This window comes from Tritonibacter mobilis, from assembly GCF_001681715.1.
GTDB classification, from domain to species: Bacteria; Pseudomonadota; Alphaproteobacteria; order Rhodobacterales; family Rhodobacteraceae; genus Epibacterium; species Epibacterium mobile.
The window spans coordinates 1-18,013 of the sequence record NZ_LNWY01000005.1 but is presented as its reverse complement, the minus strand read 5'-3'; the positions used below and the strand labels follow the sequence as shown (position 1 = coordinate 18,013).

Below are 18,013 nucleotides of genomic sequence, written 5' to 3'. Positions count from 1 at the left end.
ATTAGCCTTTCGCCAATCGGCGCAGATAGGCACAGGTCACGTCAATCGCAGCCCCCATGTCCTCGGCAGAGGCAAATTCTTCGGGGCGGTGGCTCAGCCCGTCTTTGCAGCGGACAAAGAGCATCGAAATATCACAAAGGTCCGCCATCGCAGAGGCATCATGGGTGGCGCCCGATGGCAGCAGCGGCGCATTTTGGCCCGCATCCTGAGCGGCCTGTTCAAGGGTCTGGATCAGGTCTGGCACGCAGGGCACGGCGGTTTGCTCGTAGGTTTTCGACATTGCAAAGCTTACATCGCGTGTCCCAGCGATCTCGGTGCCCCAAACCTGCGCGGCAGCGGCAAACTCCAGCCGCGCCGCATCGGACAGAGCGCGGATTTCCAGCGTCAGCGTCGCATCCCGCGCAATGGCGTTCACCACATCCGGTTTCAGCGCCAGCGTGCCGATGGTGGCGCGCAGCCCGTCGATACGGCGAGCTGCATCATGGACCTTCACGATGAACTCAGATGCCGCGACCAGCGCATCACGCCGCCCTTCCATTGGTACGGTTCCCGCATGACCGGTTTCGCCGCCAAAGCTCACGCTGTTGCGCTCGATGCCGCAGATGCCGGTGACGATTCCGACCGCCGCGTCGCTCTGTTCCAGCACCGGACCTTGCTCGATATGAAGTTCCAGATAGGCGCGGGCGGCGTCCTTGCCGCGCGCCTCTGCGGCGATATCATCCGGTCTGCCGCCAAAATCCTCCAGCGCATCGCGCAGGCGCAAGCCATCGGCGTCACACATCTCCAGCACCTCTGGGTCAAAGCTGCCTGCGATGGCGCGCGGCCCAATCAGCGCAGTTGGAAAGCGCACACCTTCCTCATCGGCAAAGGCAAGCACCTCAACAGGGAAAGGCAGCACCGTGCCCTCTGCCGCCAGCCGTTCCAGCGCGAGGCAGCCGATCAGCACCCCCATGATGCCATCGTAACGCCCCCCCTCTACCACGCTGTCTTGGTGCGAGCCGATCAGCACCGCCGCGCCATTGGAGGGTGACGCACTGCGCCCCACCAGCGTGGCGGCCGCGTCCAGCCTTGGCTCAAGGCCCGCACGGCACATCCAGTCGCTGATCTGTTCTATGGCGGCCGCGTGTTCGGGTGTATAGGGCAGGCGGGTGACGCCGGGGCCGGGGCTGCTGCAGGTCGCAATCTTGTCCAAGCGTCGTTGTGCTTCCTGTCCCCAATCCATGGCCCAATCCCCAATTTATCATGATGAATTGAGGTCTATACCCCCGCCGCTTTCCCGTCTATGTTTTTATCATGATAAAAGAGCGGCGGGTGATGAGTAGTAAGAGCAATAGCCCTAAACAACCCAAGCGCTCCCGCCCTGTGCGGGTCGCGGATGAAATCAAAACATGGGTGGTGGAGCGAGACCTCCAGCAGGGCGACAAGCTGCCCAATGAAACGGAGATGATCGCGCAATTCGGTGTGTCCAAGGGCACCGTGCGCGAGGCGATGCGCATCCTTGAGGCGCAGGGGCTGATCATCACCCGAACCGGTCCGGGGGGTGGCAGTTTCGTCGACAAGGTCTCTGCCAACCGCGCCCGGTCGCTCTTGGCGAATTATTTCTACTTTCAGAACCTGTCGATTGCAGACATCTACCAGATGCGCCGCGCGCTGGAGCCTGAGCTTGCAGCGAGCCTTGCCGGCCGCCTGAATGAGGCGCAATTGGCTGAGATGGAAGCCCTCGCGGCCCGGTACCCAGAACCGGCGCGGTCGGCTGAGGAAGAGAAGGAGCAGCATATCTCCTCGCTCGAATTTCACGCGCGGCTGGCGGAGTTTTCAGGCAATGCGCTGTTGGGGTTTGTGATTTCCTTCATGGCGCGGGTGCTCACCGATATGACCATCTATCGCAAACTTTACGAGCCACCAAACCCGGAACTCTGGCGGCGTGGGCGCGAGCATCAGATGCAATTGGTGACAGCCCTGCGCGATGGCGATGCGGAGGCTGCGCGGCAGATTATGGCCTCGCATATGCAGGGCGCAGAGGAGCAAATGCAATCGCAAGAAGCGCAACTGGCGCGCCGCTTTATTGGTGAGCAGCGTTAGCTGGCGTCCGGCAGCACCGCCCGGTGGCGGTCCTTCAACACCGGAACTTCTGTAAGCCAGTCATAATAAGGCGAGCGATGCGCCCGCAGGCACAGGGCACGCAAGGCGGGTAGCGGGTCGTCGCTATAATCGATTCTCAGGTCCAGTGGCGGGCGCTCTGGTGACAGCACCAAAAGGGCTGCGGATTGCAGCCCGCGCGCATCCCCCCCAACCGTTGCGGCGGCATCCAGAACAGCCAGCATCCGGTCAGATAACGTGGCATACTCGCCCTGTGCTGCCTCATGCATCGCCGTCAAAACCTGTGGTCCCGCCAACATATTGCCAGCGATCGCCAGATCGCGATCTGTCATATGGCCTGCGTAGTTTACACTCTGCATGCCGGTGAACCCGCCAGTGCCGCCGCAACGATCAAGCGCCAGCAATTGCCGATGTCCGCGCCCCGGATCTGCATCTGTAACCTGCGCCACCGCCGCTTCTGCTCGGTCTCCGCTATACATCCGCCGCAGCACGTCATCGCGCCAGAATGTGCTGGGTGCGGTCCCCTGCGAGGCCACCAGCCCTGATTCGATATCTCCGCGCAAAACCCAGCCGCCGACGCACAGGCTGCCAGTGGCCGCCGCCGCTGCAAAACTGCCTGTCTCACGGTCATACATCAGGATTGAAAAGGTCATTGTGGTCTCCGGACGGGGGTCTTGCAGGTTTAGACTTGTATTTATCATGAAAATTTGCGTGGATACAATTAATCATGAAAAATAAATCTCAGCAGAGAGGATCCGACATGAAATTTCTTGAGATGACGCGGCGCGGCGCACTGGCTGCAATGTTCGCGACGACGGCTCTGGCCGGGGTTTCGATGGGCGTGGCACCCGCGGCGGCGCAGACACCGCCGGGCGTGTTGATCGTCGGCCAGATCGCAGAACCCAAGGCGCTTGACCCGGCGGCGGTGACGGCGGTGAATGACTTCCGCATCCTGATGAACGTCTATGACGGGCTTGTGCGCTACAAGGACGGCACTCTGGAGGTGGAGCCCGCACTGGCCACCGACTGGAGCATTTCCGAGGATGGCACCGAATATACATTCACGCTGCGCGAGGGCGTGTCCTTCCACGATGGCAGCGCCTTCAATGCCGAGGCAGTGGTGTTCAACTTCGAGCGGATGCTCAATGAGGACCACCCCTTCCACAACACCGGCCCCTTCCCGCTGGCCTTCTTCTTCTCTGCCGTGGAGAGCGTCGAGGCGGTCGATGACCTGACGGTGAAATTCAAGCTGAACGCGCCCTATGCGCCGTTCCTGTCGAACCTTGCCTATCCCACGGGCCTGATTGTCTCGCCCGAGGCGGTCAAGACCCATGGCGCGGAGTTCGGCCGCAACCCCTCCGGCACCGGCGCATTCAAATTTGCCGAGTGGCGCTCGAACGAGGCCGTGGTGGTCGAGAAAAACCCCGACTACTGGGACGGCGCGGCAGAGTTGGACGCGGTGGTCTTCCGCCCGATCACCGATGCCAACACCCGCACGGCAGAAATGCTGGCCGGTGGCATTGATCTGATGGTCGAGGTGCCGCCGGTGGCGCTGTCGGAATTCCAGGGTGATGCCTTCACCGTGCATGAGCAGGCCGGTCCGCATGTCTGGTTCCTGATCCTCAACGCCAAGGAAGGCCCCTTTGCCGACAAGCGCGTCCGCCAAGCGGCGAACTACGCGATCAACAAATCCGCGATCGTGAACGATGTGCTGGAGGGCACCGCCGAGGTGGCCGCAGGCCCAACCCCGCCCGCCTTTGCCTGGGCGTATAATGAATCGCTCGAACCCTATCCCTATGACCCCGACAAGGCGCGTGAACTCTTGGCCGAGGCGGGGGCAGAAGGGGCGGAGCTGACGTTCTATGTGACCGAGGGCGGCTCTGGTATGCTTGATCCTATCGCCATGGGCACCGCCATTCAGGCGGACCTCAATGCCGTGGGGCTGGATGTGAAGATCGAAACCTACGAGTGGAACACGTTCCTGGGCGAGGTCAATCCGGGGCTGGAGGGCAAGGCCGACATGGCTGAGATGGCATGGATGACCAATGACCCCGACACATTGCCCTTCCTTGCGCTGCGCACGGATGCATGGCCTGACAAGGGTGGCTTCAACTCAGGCTATTATTCCAACCCGAAGGTGGATGAGCTGTTGGAAGCGGCCCGCGTTGCGACCGATCAGGACGAGCGTGCCAAGCTCTATCAGGAGATGCAGACCATCGTGCAGGAGGATGCGCCGTGGGTCTTTGTCGCCAACTGGAAGCAGAACGCGGTGACCTCGGACCGGGTGGGGGATTTTGCCCTGCAGCCTTCGTTCTTCCTGCTGCTCGATGATGTGACCAAGAACTGATGAGAGGTTTCGGATCGGGCTTTGCCCGATCCGACCCGCGCGCGCCCCTGCGGGGCGCGCGCGGCCCCCGTTTCCCCGGAATTTCTGCTGAAGTCTCCCCGGAAACACGCTCCCCCAATCGGCAGAGCAGAAAGGCACGCCATGACTGGCTATATTGTGAAAAGGCTCATCTCCGCGGTGCCGGTCCTTCTGGGGATCTCGGTCATCGTGTTTCTGATCATGGCGATGATCCCGGGCGACCCGGCCACGGCGATCCTTGGCTCTTATGCGACGCCCGAGAATGTGGAGAAGCTCAATCGCGATCTCGGCCTCGATAAGCCCTTGGTGCAGCGGTATTTTATCTGGCTTGGCAATATGTTGCAGGGCGATTTTGGCCGCAGCTTCTCGCTCAATCGTGCGGTTCTGGATGAGGTGCTGGAGCGGTTCAACGCAACGCTGTTGCTGGCGGGCACATCTTTTGTGATCTGTTCGATCCTTGGTGTTGCGGCAGGTGTCGTCTCGGCGGCGCGCCAATACGGGCTGGCGGATAAGGCGATCACATTTGCGGTGCTTTTGGGCATTTCGATCCCGTCGTTTTTCCTCGGCATGATGATGATCCTGATATTTGCGGTGAATCTGCGCTGGTTCCCGGTGTCCGGCATGTGGCCGATCTACGGCGCGCGGGATCTCTCGGCCCTTATCAGCCATCTGACCCTTCCGGCCATTGCGCTGGCGGTGGTGGCCACTGGCGTCATCGCGCGCCTGTCGCGTTCCGCCATGCTGGAGGTTCTGCGGCAGGATTTCATCCGCACCGCCCGCGCCAAAGGCGTGCATGAGCGCAGCGTGATCTGGCGCCATGGTCTGCGCGCGGCGATGGTGTCGATCATCCCGGTGCTGGGCATTCAGGCCGGGTTTGTGCTCTCAGGCGCGGTCTATATCGAAATGGTGTTCCAGTGGCCCGGCGTCGGGCGCATGCTGGTCGATGCCATCCTCAAACGTGACATCCTGTTGGTGCAGGGCGGCGTGGTCTTTGTCGCTGCCTGCTACGTGCTTTTTAACATTGCCGTCGATGTCGCCCAAAGCCTTCTGGACCCGAGGATCAAAGCATGAGCTTCCTGCGTCTTTTGTCCCGCAACCGCCTCGCGCTGGCGGGGCTCATCGTGATGTCGGTGGTGGTGCTGCTGGCGCTGCTGACACCCATTTTGCCGCTGCCCGACCCGGATGTGACCAACACGGCAGAGCGGTTCAAGAAACCCTTTAGCGAGCGGGCCTTGCTGGGCACCGATCACCTTGGTCGCGATCTCGCCAGCCGCCTGATGTGGGGCACGCGGCTGTCGCTGGCGGTGGGCTTTGCGGCGGCGGTGGCGGCGGCCACCATCGGGGCGGCCATCGGCGTGATCGCCGGGTTTTATGGCGGGCGCGTGGACAATGTGATCATGCGCGGCGTCGATATGCTGATGGGCTTTCCCTATATTCTGCTGGCGCTGGCGATCGTCGCAGCACTTGGTCCGGGGCTGCTGAACGCGCTGATCGCAGTGGCCGCCGTCAACATCCCCTTCTTTGCTCGCAATATTCGCGGTGTCACCGTCGGTATTGCGCATAAGGAATTTGTCGATGCGGCGCGGCTCTGCGGGATGTCGAATGCGCGGATCATTATCACGGAGGTGGTTCCGAATGTGGTCCCGGTGATCGTGATCGCCATGTCCACCACCATTGGCTGGATGATCCTTGAGACGGCAGGCCTCAGCTTCCTCGGTCTTGGCTCGCAACCGCCGCAGGCGGATCTGGGCTCAATGCTGGGGGAGGCGCGTTCGGCGCTGATTACCAATCCGCATACCTCCGTGGTGCCCGGTGCGATGATCCTTGTGATCGTGATGGCGATCAATCTTCTGGGCGATGGCGTGCGCGACGCGCTTGATCCGCGTCTGAAATCCGGCGCGCTCAGCCGCCCGATGCCGACCACCATGGTGCGCCGCACAGACCCCGTGCCGCAGCCCGAAGGCGACGGCATCTTGAGCCTGCGCAACCTGCAAACCCAGTTCCACGTGAAGGATCGCATCTACAAGGCCGTGGGCGGAGTTGACCTCTCGGTAAGGCCGGGTGAATGCCTTGGGATCATTGGTGAAAGTGGCTCTGGAAAATCCGTGACGGCGCTGTCAATCATGGGGCTGGTGGCCTCGCCCCCCGGTGTCATCACCGGCGGTGCGGTGCATTACAAGGGCGAGGATCTGATCGGTGCCCCCTATGAGACCCTGCGCCATCTGCGCGGTGACCGTGTGGCCTATATCTTTCAAGATCCGCTGGCGACACTGCACCCGCTCTATACGGTTGGCGCGCAGCTCATCGAGGCGATCCAGAGCCATCATCGCACCAGCACCTCCGAGGCGCGTGCCCGCGCGATTGAGCTTTTGAAATCCGTGCGCATCCCCAATGCCGAGGCCCGCGTGGACAATTACCCGCATGAGATGTCGGGCGGCATGCGCCAGCGGGTCGGCATCGCCATGGCGCTGGCCAATGACCCGGAGGTGATCATCGCGGATGAACCCACAACCGCGCTCGACGTGACGGTGCAGGCGCAGATCCTTGCGCTCCTGGATGATTTGCGGCGCGAGCGGGGCTTGGCGATCATCTTCATCACCCATGATTTTGGCGTGGTGGCGCAGCTCTGTGATCGGGTGGCGGTGATGTATGCGGGCCGCATTGTCGAGGAAGGCCCCACCGATGCCATCCTCAATGCGCCCGCCCATCCCTATACCGCGCGGCTGATGGCCTGCGTGCCGGAGCTTGGCCAAGGCAGACGCCAATTGGCAGCCATTCCCGGTCTGCCGCCAGTGGTGGACAAACTGCCCGCAGGTTGCGCCTTTGCTGACCGCTGTCCCAAGGCCGCAAGTGCCTGTCGCAGCGGGGACATTGACCTTGGCCCCTTTGGGCCTGCGCGCAAGATCCGCTGTATCGACCCTGAAATCCCAGTGCAGGAGGCCACGGCATGAGCGCGGCACTGAAACTCACCGACCTCAGCAAGACCTTCCCGGTGGGCAAACGCCTGTTTGGCGCACCCAAGGCGGGCGTCAAAGCGGTGCAGCCGCTCTCCCTTACGGTGGAACAGGGCGAAACCCTCGGCATCGTGGGTGAGTCGGGGTGTGGAAAATCCACATTGGCGCGGATGCTGGTGGGCTTGCTACCGCCCACCACCGGCCAGATTGAGATCGACGGTGCACCGCTTGATAACGCGGACCCGGCCACCTTTGGGCAAAAGATTCAATATGTCTTTCAGGACCCGATCAGCAGCCTCAACCCGCGCAAAACCATTCGCCAGATCATGGACGCGCCCCTGCGGCATCTGCACGGCATGGACGCCAAGGCGCGCACCGCCCGCATTGCAGAGATCTTTGCCGCGGTGAACCTGCGCGAGGAGTTTCTCGACCGCTACCCGCATGAATTCTCCGGCGGACAGGCGCAGCGGATCGGCATTGCGCGTGCTTTGGCGGCGGATGCGCGTATATTGATCCTGGATGAGCCTGTGTCCGCGCTGGATGTCTCCGTGCAGGCGCAGGTGTTGAACCTTCTTGCTGATCTAAAACAGAAATTCGGCCTGACCTATATCTTTATCAGCCATGATCTCGCGGTGGTGGAGGCGGTCAGTGATCGCGTCGCGGTGCTCTATTTTGGTTCCGTGGTCGAGGTCGGTCCCGCCGATCAGGTCTTTGCCGCGCCGCGCCATCCCTATACCCGGCTTTTGGCCGACAGCGCGCCGGTTGTGGGCCGCGCCCTTGCCGCGCCCGAGGCCAAAGAGACCGAACTCCCCGACCCGCTGAACCCGCCCGAGGGCTGCGCCTTTCGCGCCCGCTGTCCGCGCGCCACCGAGGTCTGCGCAGGGGCGGTTCCCTCGCTTGAGGTACAGTCAGACTCGGTTTCTGCGGCCTGCTTTCACCCGCTGGCGGATACAGATTAAAACTGCCTCATAAATTCATCTTTTGAGATGTGTTGACAGGTCATGGCCAGATTTCCGATACTCGGTTTTGGGGATCGGGTTGGGATGCGGGCAGACAACGTGCCAGAGCATATTACATATCATGTGAATTTGTTCGGCCCCTTCGAGGTGACAACTTCGGAGGGGGATGTTCTGCATCTGCCCAGCAAACGCGGCAGAGCGCTGATCGCGGCGCTTGCCACCGGTCGCAAAAGACAGCGCACCCGCGATTGGTTGCAGGACCTGCTCTGGCAGGGGCGTGGCAAGGCGCAGGCCTCCGCCAGTTTGCGGCAGGAGTTGCGTCTGCTCCGCAAGGCCTTTGCGCAGGCGGATGTGATACTGTCGGAACATGGCACGCTCACACTCAATCCGGATTTGGTCACGACGAATGCGGCAGAGCCTTTGGCCACCACGTCTGGCGAATTTCTCGAAGGCCTGGACCTGCCCGCGCCCTTTGATGGCTGGCTCTTGGAACAACGCGCGGCTTTGAGTGCGCCATGCGCCCCCCAAGACGGTGCGGAACGGACCTCCCCCGAGCCACCAACCGGCGAGCCGATCGTCTATTTCAACCGGACCTCTCCGGATCAACTGGACATGCAGACTGCAAATGAGGTCTTCCAGTGTCAGATCGAAAAAGGTCTCGCTGATCTCGCGCCCCTGGAGTTCCGGTATACCTCCGATGATAGCGTCGCGGCAGATCACACGCTGGTCAAAACCCAGATCCTCGAGGCCGGACGCGAGACGTTGTTGCGCGTGGTGATGCCCGGCCATTCCAACGGACAGAGCAACTGGACCGCCCATTGGCGCGGCATGCAGCAGGATTTGCTGCTCTATGATGACGATGAATTGCTGCAACTGGCCTACCGCGCACAAGAGGCGGCGGTGGATGCGCTCTCGCTCAGTGAGACCCGCAAGAACAAGATCAGCGCGAGCCTTCTGGGGTTTCGTGCATTGCGCAATATCTTCAGTATGGATCGCCCGGATCTGGATCAGGCGGACAGCGACCTGCAAGCGGCCTATGAACGTGTGCCAAAAGGTATCTTCCTCGCATGGCGGGCCTTTATTCAGGCCAATCTGATCGTCGAAAGCACCGATCTCGACCCCGGCCATCAGGCGCATCTGTCGGCCAATCTCGCGCGTCGTGCGTTGCAGTCCGAACCCGAAAACGCAGCCCTCAAGGCGGCCGCGTCACATGTGTTCCTACTGACCGGACAAGATCCGATTGCCGCCGGAGAACTGGCCCGTGATGCCACCGCGCTGAACCCGTCCAACCCGCTGGCTTGGGCCTCTTGGGCCAATGCCGAGATCGCCATGGGGCAGTTGGAAACCGCGGCGGGATATTCCCGCAAGGCGTTGCAAATCGGTCGGTTTTCGCGCTCTCGCCATTGGTGGGAGATGCAGGCCGGGGTCTCGGCAGCACTGGTCGGCAATTACGAGGCGGCGCGCGTACACAGCCGCATGGCCCATTCGCTGGTGCCCAGTTTCCGCCCCCCCTTGCGCTATCTCGCAGCCCTTGAACAGCAGCGCGGCGACGGCGAGGCGGTGGACACGCTAAAGGATCGGATGCGTGATCTCGAACCCGGCTTCGACATGTCGGATCTGTCCGAACCGGAATACCCCTCAGGGAACTTGCGCCGCGCGGGTCTCGCCTGATCCACGCCCCGAATTGCCTTTAGGGCGCGCAGGCTTTTCCGCCAGCGGCTCCGCCGGTTCTCACGAACTTTTCACGGTACCTGCAGTGAGGCAGCTGCTTTTCTAAAGCAGCTGCTCAGTGGGATCGGCACGGCATCAATCATCTGGGGGATGGGGACAATGGCGCGATTTGGACATACAGGACATACAGGCCACACGGGACAAAGTGGTGTAGCTTGGCCTTCGGGTCACACCGGTCATACCGGCCAAACGGGGGCCGGGTTTCCCGGCTCAAACCATAGTGCGGCCATGATGACCGCGCTTATGCTCAGCCGCGAGGGCATCATCGGCAATTGGCAACCGCCCGCTGCCAAGGCCGTCAGCCGTTTTGACACCGCAAGCCTCGAACATCTGGCGGGCACGCCGCAGGCTGCGGTGATCGACTATGAGCTGATCGCACCTGTGGTGATCAATCTGGTGGCACAAGAAACGGATGCGCCCGATGGGGTGGCTTATCTTTGTCACGCCGATGCCCTTGGCAGCGCGTCAAAGGTCGACCTCATGCGTCTTGCAGCGCCGGGGGCGGATATCTTTGAACAGCAGTTGGATTACCTGCATCACTATGCAGACTTACGTGCGGACCGGATGGAGGAGATCGATGTTCAACTCTCTGATTTGACGTCTTTCTTCTCGGCGCTGGCGCATTTTCACCCGGCGCGCAGCAAGGCCATATTCCGGTTCATTGCGGCGGCTCTGCGCTTTTGCGCAACCGTCCAGTTTCGCATCAAACACGGGTTTGGCTGCCCGCGCCCGGCGAGTTTTTCTGCGCAAGTGCAGCCCATGATACAGACCCCGGACCACGGCACTTTGCCCAGCGGCCACGCGACCGAGGCGATCTTTCTCGCGACATTGTTCAAGGCGATGGCCGAAGAGCTTGCGACAACTCTGCAAGGCGATGCCGAGTCTTGGCTGTCGCAATTCTGCAGCCAATGTGACCGTCTCGCGGTGCGTATTGCCGTCAGTCGCACGGTGGCGGGGGTGCATTTCCCGGTCGACAGCGCCGCTGGTGCAGTGTTGGGCGATACGCTGGCGCGGTATGTGCTGGCGCGCGTTCAAACGCACGCTCCGAATGAGACAGAAGCAGCGCCACTGCAATGGCGTCAACTGGACGCGCAGATGCAGGCCTTTGGCGCGGCGGATTACAACATCGACACGCTGGATGCGCTGCGCACCGGTTGCGCGATCAACGATCAGACCGTGACCACACTGACCACCGTGGATCTAGCGCTGCGTCATAGTCCGCAACTGCATTGGCTCTGGCAGACCTGTGTCGATGAGTTGCATCGCAGCGCAGCTCTGCAGGAGGTGTGAACATGACGCTCTTTTGGCGACAAGACCGGGCCGGGCCACTGCGCCCGCTGCCCCGGCACCCTTCGGCGCATTGGTGGTACACGCTGGATGACGAATTGCGCGCCGCCGGAGAGGAGGGCCTGAATACCCGCCTTCTGGCGCTGGATCTTGAGGCACCGGATGCCGTGGCTGGCCTGCCGCCCTTGCTGCTGACGACGGATCAGGGGCAGGCCTTACACAAGGGACTGCCGCTGCCGGATCAGGAGGAGGAGGGGCCACTGGATACCCTGATGGCCCGCATGCGCGACGGGCTGCGGGATCGTACGCTGATCGCCCCTGTTCTGCCCGACGCTGCAGATTGCACATTGGCAACCGGGCCCGGCACCGGTGCGGCGGAGGTGCCCTTAGTGCCCAAAGACAGCACGGTGATCGGGGTGATCGACGATGGCATCGCCTTTGCGCATCCTGCGTTTCGCATGGATGCGGGGCAACGCAGCCGATTTGCCTCTCTCTGGCAACAGGACGCGCAATGCCTGCGGGCCGGCAGCGCGGATGTCCCCTTTGGCCATGTGTTCAGCCGCGCCGAGATTGAACAGCGCCTGCAAGAGGCGGGTTACGACGAGGACCGTTTCTATCGCAACCTTCCCCCCATTGGCAAAAAGGGGAGCGGGCCGTTTCGCTATCGTCGCCTGCATGGCACCCATGTCGCGGATCTGGCGGCGGGCGCGGGGCGCGGAGACGAGATGGACGCCGCACCAGAGAAATTCCCGATTGTGGCGGTGAACCTGCCCACGGCGATGGTCAGCGATACGGCAGCCACCTTTATGGCCGGGGCCATGATCCTTGGCGTTCACGATATTATGCGCCGCACCGAAGCCATGATGCGTGCGGCGGATGCGGCCTTCCCGCTCATTATCAACCTCAGCTTTGGTCTGGGTGGGGTGGGCAAGAACGGTGGCCATCTGGTGGCCTCCGCGCTGGAGCAGGCCATGGCGTATTGGCATCGCAGGCATAAGGTGCCGATGCGGGTGGTGTTGCCTGCGGGCAATACGCTGCAATCGCGTCTTGCGGCGCATGCCAATATCGCGCCGGGTCGCCCGCACCGCGCGGTTCTGCGTGTCGCCCCCGACAATCGCGGCTCCACCTATATGGAAATCGCCGTCAGCCAGCGTGGTTTGAAACCGGACTATTCCTCCCTCTCGGTCAAGGTGACGCCGCCAACCGGGGCCGGGGTGTTTGCGCCCGCGATGCCCAAGGCGCCCATCCGCATCGATACCGCCCTGCAATTGGTCATGAAGAAGGATCAGAGCAGTGCGACGGATAAGGGCTTTGCCCAGTTCGGGATCTATCACGGCTTCCAGCGGGATTTCTCCCCGGTCGACGGGGCGGTGGAGGGCACCGGGGTGGAGATCGTCACCGTTGCTCTGCCGCCCAATGCGGCGGCCGACCCGTACCGCCCGCTGCCACCTTGCGGCGACTGGATCGTCGAGATCGCGCTGGCTCCGGGCCAGACCGAAGCGCGCGATATCGAACTGCTGGTGCTGCGCAATGATGTGCCGCGTCAGATCAATCCGCTGCGTCAGCGCTCAACGCTGGTAGACCCGGCGTATCGCAGCTTTGATGATGATGGGTTTCCCGAAACAGAGCTTCACACCACAGGATGCAGCATCACCCGCGCAGGCACGCTCAATGCGCTTTCTGGCGGCGCGCAGCTGGTCACCGTGGCGGCGTCTTTCGTGCGGCGTGAACAGCTTGGGGACTATTCCTCCGCCGGTCCGGGGGGACCTTTGGCTGAAGGGGCGACTGTGAGCCTTCATGCCTGCGCGGACGACGGCCCCGCCCTGCGCGGACGTCTTGGCGCAGGATCGCGAAGCGGCAGCCGGGTGCGCATGTCGGGCACCAGCGTTGCGGCGCCTTTGGTGACGCGCAGGCTGGCGCAGGAACTGGCGAAATGGCACCAGTCCGCAAAAGACGATCCCGCAGGGTTTGCCCCGGTACAGAGCTTTGCCAGCCGTGCACCGCACCACCCTGCCGAGCGCAGCGGCGTAGGTGGTCTGCCTCCGGATGAGGCTAGTTTGGATCACTCCTTTAACTAGAAGCTTCACAGCGTTTACACTTTTTTCACGAATTCATCACGCGCCAGCAGGTGCATTGAGAGGCGGGCAGCGGCATACTGGTCTTGTGAGTGCGGACATGCCGTTGAGTGAAAAGACCTTTTTAGTACCAAAGTGTAGATGTGAGTATTGAGTAGTTCCGCCAAGCAAGCGTGAGCTGGTTCCGTACAGAGTGATATGGTTGGTGTGTATCGCGCTGTGCAAGCTACGCAGTTTCGGCGGCCCCCAGTCCCATGAGGGGCCGCCGGCGATCCAAGATGGAATAAGAGAGTGTCCTCCGAGAGCGTGGTTCAAGAGTGATGTGTTGGTATCTCTCGGGCGCTTGCCGTGCCAAAATTCTCCTCATGGAGGAGAACGGCGCGGCGGTGCAAGTGGCCCAATGCTGCCCCGGAGTAGTCGATGGATGAGTCCGTTCCAGGCGACGGCATGGACCGGTTAGAACCGGACGACACCAATCTGAAACAGGCTTTTCAGCAGATGGAAACGCAGGCCGCCGCCTTGCAAGTCGCGCGCGCTTCGGGTGATCAGAGTGCATTTGATCAAGCGCTCACGGCGCTGCGGCGCGCACAGGTCACCTTTTTACGTGAACTGAACAAATTCCCCGCCGACACCGCCCGCTTCCTCGCGGAGCGTCAGGGCGATTTGCTGGACGGGGTGGCGCTTGACGCGCTGGCGGAACTTTCGCCCGATGACACCCCAGATGCCCCCACGCCAGATCCAAGTGACAAGGAATAAGCGCGCGCAGGCGACGAGGTTTGTGAAAAGGTCGCGCAGCACAAACGATCTCACCTGCTCCGCCTGTCTGCCAACGCACTTGGGAAAAAGGTTTTTCGGCCCGCGACCCTAAGTTGACATACTTCGGAAATTCCCTGATACACCCTCTCTAAGACGGGCCGTTAGCTCAGCTGGATTAGAGCAGGGAACTTCTAATTCTCAGGTCGGGGGTTCGAGTCCTCCACGGCTCGCCATGTTCTTTCATTGCCAATGAAGCATAAGCTTGCACGTTTTGGCGTTTTTCATGCACACCCCCTGTCAAGAGACTTGAGGTGCCGTATCGAAGGATTCTTCTAGCACACTGGGATAGAACGGTCTTTCAGCATAACCCGTGGTGAACAGCACCACATAGGTCTGCTCTTTTCGTCAGAAGCCTTGCCTCTGATCGGGTGGGCTACCCGGGCGGCTCTTCGCTGCATTGTGCCTGAAGGTCAGCAGTGCGGACATGGACTGCCATTCATGAAACGGGCGTCGATGTCCGCAGCCAGCCCAATCGCGACATTCGAACAAGGTGCGGCGAATACTCTACTGCGGGCGCAAAGAACTTCCCGTTAGCGGACCTTCAAGACTGCTCAGCCGGCGCTGCGGATGCCGCGCTTTGCTTCAAGGTCAGCGAAGCGCAGGAAGCGAAATATGCAGTTTCCTGCAAAGCACACCTGGTTGTCGCCATAAGCGTGTTCGAACGCCTCGGCGCAGCTTCCACATTGCAGCCTTTCGTTGATCGCGCAGCATTTCTCGGCGGCTTCAAGTTCGAGCGGTTTTTCAGTTGCCATTGGGGTCTCCTTTGCTACCAACGGCGCCCCTTGGTTTCTTACCACGCACAACGCACCTCCGCCTCTTTTCTGAGAAGTAACCGAGTCAGAGCTCCTCAAACGATAGGTCGCGCTTGGGTAGAACATATGGAATGTGCCCTGTCCGCAGATTGAACAAGTCACCACTCCGAGCATCGTGTTGTCCGCTGTTAAAGCTGCGCGCGGTTATACACTGCTCCCCACTGCGCAGCCCAAGCGCGGGATTGTGGGAATTGCGATACGCATAGCAAATCACACCCGCCTTGGGATTCTGGTCATTCTGCTCAACGCGCCATGTGCCGGCAACAACGCGCGTATTGCCAGGATACCAAAGATATGCGTTTCCATCCGGAGCTAGGTATTCGACTTGGGTACCATGTTGTTTCGAATAGCTGCGATGCGTGCGGCCAGACGCTAGCGCCCGAAGTTGCGGAGCTGACAGCTGCTGCTCCAGAGCAGCCACAGGCGTTACGTAGGGGTTGGGACTATCGCATTTGAGCCTAACTGTGCCACCAGTCGCGTTTGCTTCGATTGGCGGCACCTGCTCCACGCGACCTTTCGGCTTCGGGTAATTCGCCTGAGAACCAAGAACCGCCGCAAATTGATCCGGGTTGAAATGTGTTCGTGCCCCGGTGGGTGCCAGCTGGATTGCGCCTTCCGGACAATAAGTTCGCCTCGCCAACTCCGTCGCGATACCCGCCAAAGCATGCTCCATACCTCGACCCGATATACGTGCGTCGGTATAGGCTGCCAATCGGGAAGCGGAGACAGGAATGACAGGGTTGCCACCTCTCCTGGAGGTTTCTCTAAATCCGATTTTAAGAGTCAAGCTTTGAGTGTTGCCACCTACGGTGTAGGGAGAGAAATGGTAGCTTAAAGCACTATTGTTAGGCAGGGGCGTCTTGGCGAAGACTGGACTCCTATCAACATCGGAATTCGAAGCAGAACATGCCGAAAGGCCAAGCGCAACTATGAGGAACAGATGGCGCACTGAAATCTCCAAAAAATGAAAAGCCTGTGTAAGCTTTTGAGTATCATTGCGCCCGTTGTGCGCACATATTCAGGCAAAAAAGTGGCGCGTTGCACTATTGGCCATCGGCAAAAAGAACCCTCATGACCGTTGTCAAGACTACCGGCTCATGTCGCTCATCGCCTTGACGGCGTTGCAGGTAAACCGAATGTTGCGCCCAATCTTTCCGGCGCGGCGTACCTTGAAGTGGTCCCAGGAAATCGGACAGTTGTCAAAGGTGTATCCAACCACAGTGGAAGGATACGAAGATGGCGAAGCGCCGGAATTTTACAGATCAGTTCAAGGCCAAGGTGGCGTTAGAAGCGCTGCGTGGCGACAAAACCGTGCAGGAGATCGCGGCAAGGCATCAGTTGCACCCGAACCAGGTGAGCACGTGGAAGCGGCAAGCCATTGAAGGCATGGCGGACGTGTTCTCCGGTGGCAAGCAGGCTGGCCCGACTGAGGCGGAGGTCAGGGAACTGCATGCCAAGATCGGGAGGTTGGCGGTCGAGAACGATTTTTTGTCTGAAGGGCTCAAGAAGTGAGCCCAGCAAAGAAACGGTCGATGATCCAACGCAACCATCCCGAGCTGAGCATCAGCCAGCAATGTCGGCTGGTGAGGCTGAGCCGGTCAGCGTTCTACTACACGCCGGTCGGCATCGATGCGGCGACACTGGCGCTGATGAAGCACATCGACCGGGCGTTCACCAAATACCCGTTCTTTGGCAGCCGCCAGATCGCGGCCTATCTGCGCTGTGACGGGATCGTGGTCGGGCGGCACCGTGTACGCCGTCTGATGGCGAAGATGGGCCTTGAGGCGATCTACAAGCGGCCCAGAACCAGCCAGCCGCATCCGCAGCACCCTGTCTTTCCGTATCCGCTGAGAAAGATGGTGATCGACCGGCCCAACCTGGTCTGGTGCGCCGACATCACCTTCATCCCTGTCCGGCACGGGTTCCTCTACCTGGTGGCGATCATGGACTGGGCCACGCGCAAGATGCTGAGCTGGCGGCTGTCGAACACGATGCATGCGGACTTCTGCGTCGAGGCGCTGAATGAGGCCATTGCCCGCTTCGGGCCGCCCGAGATCATGAATACAGATCAAGGGTCACAGTTCACCGGATCGGCCTGGATCGCAACGCTGAAGGAAGCGGGCATCCGCATCTCGATGGATGGGCGCAGTCGCTACATGGACAACATCTTCATCGAGAGGCTCTGGCGGTCGCTCAAGCAGGAGGCGATCTATCTCGAAGAAATCGCCGACGGCTTCCAGGCCAGGCGGGTGATCAGCAACAGGATGACGTTCTATAACACCGAGCGGCCCCACTCCTCCCTTGAACGCAGAACACCCAGAGAGGCATACTGGCACGACCGAGACGAGAAATTGGCGGCATGAAAACCAACCCGGATACACCTTAGATCAGCCGCTGACCTGTCCGAAAAACTGGGACCACTTCACCGGCTCTTGAACACGTTTGTAGTATGGCATAGCCCCCACCCCTGCGTTGCCACCATGATCATCCTGACGGTCGGATACACTGTCAACACTCGATTAGTTCACTGCAGAAGGCGCGGCCAAGCGCGACTATGGTGAATGTCCAGTTTCGGAAACTGCGGTGCAGCTTTGACCAATCCGGTGGAGGTCGGCTTGGGGCTGGTCACCTGCCTAGACGGCTGAAGATGCTTCCGTTGGTGGCCGCAGGCAGCCCGGAACAGACTTCCGTGTCGCGCGGCCGTGACAGTTATTCATGCGGCTCCGCAGAGAGGAGCAAAACAGCGGCTCGAGCGCCCACTGAGTTTCTACAAGAGTTCACTTTGGACCGAGGCAATATACGAATAAGGCGAGTTGCGTCTCGCTGATTTCAACCCAACGTCCTTACTGAAAGATATTGTTGACGCTCCTCCCGCCAATAGTGAAGAAGCTGCATCTAGGACGTGTTGACAAAA

At 60.8% G+C, this 18,013-nt stretch carries 13 protein-coding genes and 1 tRNA gene; 11 read left to right on the top strand and 3 right to left on the bottom strand.

Annotated elements, in window-relative coordinates:
- Position 1: 1 nt before the first annotated feature.
- The gene (locus UB90_RS04190; protein ID WP_065325285.1) at positions 2 to 1,222 is read right to left on the bottom strand and encodes a Zn-dependent hydrolase; all 1,221 of its coding nucleotides are present in this window, start codon (positions 1,220 to 1,222) and stop codon (positions 2 to 4) included.
- A 92-nt stretch (positions 1,223 to 1,314) separates the two neighbouring features.
- Here UB90_RS04190 and UB90_RS04185 point away from each other — a divergent pair, with 92 nt between their 5' ends.
- Positions 1,315 to 2,082 carry a FadR/GntR family transcriptional regulator gene (locus tag UB90_RS04185; protein WP_046002048.1) on the top strand — a complete coding sequence of 256 codons (768 nt, stop codon included), beginning with the start codon at positions 1,315 to 1,317 and terminating at the stop codon, positions 2,080 to 2,082.
- Here the strand turns inward: UB90_RS04185 and UB90_RS04180 are convergent.
- Complete coding sequence (locus UB90_RS04180; RefSeq protein ID WP_065325284.1) at positions 2,079 to 2,753, bottom strand: DUF1028 domain-containing protein; 675 nt, start codon at positions 2,751 to 2,753, stop codon at positions 2,079 to 2,081. The genes UB90_RS04185 and UB90_RS04180 overlap by 4 nt on opposite strands.
- Before the next feature lie 107 nt (positions 2,754 to 2,860).
- Here UB90_RS04180 and UB90_RS04175 point away from each other — a divergent pair, with 107 nt between their 5' ends.
- The 9 genes from UB90_RS04175 (at position 2,861) to UB90_RS04135 (ending at position 14,460) form a co-directional block, all read left to right on the top strand.
- Positions 2,861 to 4,447 carry an ABC transporter substrate-binding protein gene (locus UB90_RS04175; RefSeq protein WP_065325283.1) on the top strand — a complete coding sequence of 529 codons (1,587 nt, stop codon included), beginning with the start codon at positions 2,861 to 2,863 and terminating at the stop codon, positions 4,445 to 4,447.
- Positions 4,448 to 4,588: 141 nt separating this feature from the next.
- The gene (locus UB90_RS04170) at positions 4,589 to 5,536 is read left to right on the top strand and encodes an ABC transporter permease (protein WP_065325282.1); all 948 of its coding nucleotides are present in this window, start codon (positions 4,589 to 4,591) and stop codon (positions 5,534 to 5,536) included.
- A complete protein-coding gene (locus tag UB90_RS04165) occupies positions 5,533 to 7,416 on the top strand; it encodes a dipeptide/oligopeptide/nickel ABC transporter permease/ATP-binding protein (RefSeq protein WP_065331879.1) in 1,884 nt (627 codons plus the stop codon). The genes UB90_RS04170 and UB90_RS04165 overlap by 4 nt, the downstream gene beginning before the upstream one ends.
- The gene (locus UB90_RS04160; RefSeq protein WP_065325280.1) at positions 7,413 to 8,378 is read left to right on the top strand and encodes an ABC transporter ATP-binding protein; all 966 of its coding nucleotides are present in this window, start codon (positions 7,413 to 7,415) and stop codon (positions 8,376 to 8,378) included. Before UB90_RS04165 ends, UB90_RS04160 begins: the two co-directional genes overlap by 4 nt.
- Before the next feature lie 84 nt (positions 8,379 to 8,462).
- Entirely contained in the window at positions 8,463 to 10,049 is a 1,587-nt protein-coding gene (locus tag UB90_RS04155) for a transcriptional regulator, sarp family protein (protein WP_227431622.1), read from the top strand.
- A gap of 288 nt (positions 10,050 to 10,337) precedes the next feature.
- Positions 10,338 to 11,399, top strand: coding sequence for a phosphatase PAP2 family protein (locus tag UB90_RS04150; RefSeq protein ID WP_065325278.1), 1,062 nt, complete (start codon positions 10,338 to 10,340; stop codon positions 11,397 to 11,399).
- 2 nt (positions 11,400 to 11,401) lie between these two features.
- Positions 11,402 to 13,474: a S8 family serine peptidase gene (locus UB90_RS04145; RefSeq protein ID WP_065325277.1), complete on the top strand. Its 2,073-nt coding sequence runs from the start codon at positions 11,402 to 11,404 to the stop codon at positions 13,472 to 13,474.
- 417 nt (positions 13,475 to 13,891) lie between these two features.
- A complete protein-coding gene (locus UB90_RS04140) occupies positions 13,892 to 14,227 on the top strand; it encodes a hypothetical protein (protein WP_009178158.1) in 336 nt (111 codons plus the stop codon).
- A gap of 155 nt (positions 14,228 to 14,382) precedes the next feature.
- Positions 14,383 to 14,460: transfer RNA gene (locus UB90_RS04135), tRNA-Arg, on the top strand.
- 378 nt (positions 14,461 to 14,838) lie between these two features.
- Here UB90_RS04135 and UB90_RS04130 read toward each other — a convergent pair.
- Positions 14,839 to 15,039 (bottom strand): hypothetical protein, encoded by a 201-nt coding sequence (locus UB90_RS04130; protein ID WP_065325276.1) that lies wholly within the window; start codon positions 15,037 to 15,039, stop codon positions 14,839 to 14,841.
- 1,296 nt (positions 15,040 to 16,335) lie between these two features.
- On the opposite strand from UB90_RS04130, the gene UB90_RS04120 reads away from it, so the two are divergent.
- A protein-coding gene (locus UB90_RS04120; protein WP_211267730.1) for an IS3 family transposase occupies positions 16,336 to 17,462 on the top strand; the annotation gives its coding sequence in 2 pieces (ribosomal slippage) (positions 16,336 to 16,606 and positions 16,606 to 17,462; 1,128 coding nt in all).
- Positions 17,463 to 18,013: the final 551 nt, after the last annotated feature.

Coding starts and splice junctions, on each gene's coding strand:
- UB90_RS04190 (WP_065325285.1), bottom strand. CDS start 1,222: ATGGATTGGGGACAGGAAGCACAACGACGCTTGGACAAGATTGCGACC.
- UB90_RS04185 (WP_046002048.1), top strand. CDS start 1,315: ATGAGTAGTAAGAGCAATAGCCCTAAACAACCCAAGCGCTCCCGCCCT.
- UB90_RS04180 (WP_065325284.1), bottom strand. CDS start 2,753: ATGACCTTTTCAATCCTGATGTATGACCGTGAGACAGGCAGTTTTGCA.
- UB90_RS04175 (WP_065325283.1), top strand. CDS start 2,861: ATGAAATTTCTTGAGATGACGCGGCGCGGCGCACTGGCTGCAATGTTC.
- UB90_RS04170 (WP_065325282.1), top strand. CDS start 4,589: ATGACTGGCTATATTGTGAAAAGGCTCATCTCCGCGGTGCCGGTCCTT.
- UB90_RS04165 (WP_065331879.1), top strand. CDS start 5,533: ATGAGCTTCCTGCGTCTTTTGTCCCGCAACCGCCTCGCGCTGGCGGGG.
- UB90_RS04160 (WP_065325280.1), top strand. CDS start 7,413: ATGAGCGCGGCACTGAAACTCACCGACCTCAGCAAGACCTTCCCGGTG.
- UB90_RS04155 (WP_227431622.1), top strand. CDS start 8,463: ATGCGGGCAGACAACGTGCCAGAGCATATTACATATCATGTGAATTTG.
- UB90_RS04150 (WP_065325278.1), top strand. CDS start 10,338: ATGATGACCGCGCTTATGCTCAGCCGCGAGGGCATCATCGGCAATTGG.
- UB90_RS04145 (WP_065325277.1), top strand. CDS start 11,402: ATGACGCTCTTTTGGCGACAAGACCGGGCCGGGCCACTGCGCCCGCTG.
- UB90_RS04140 (WP_009178158.1), top strand. CDS start 13,892: ATGGATGAGTCCGTTCCAGGCGACGGCATGGACCGGTTAGAACCGGAC.
- UB90_RS04130 (WP_065325276.1), bottom strand. CDS start 15,039: ATGGCAACTGAAAAACCGCTCGAACTTGAAGCCGCCGAGAAATGCTGC.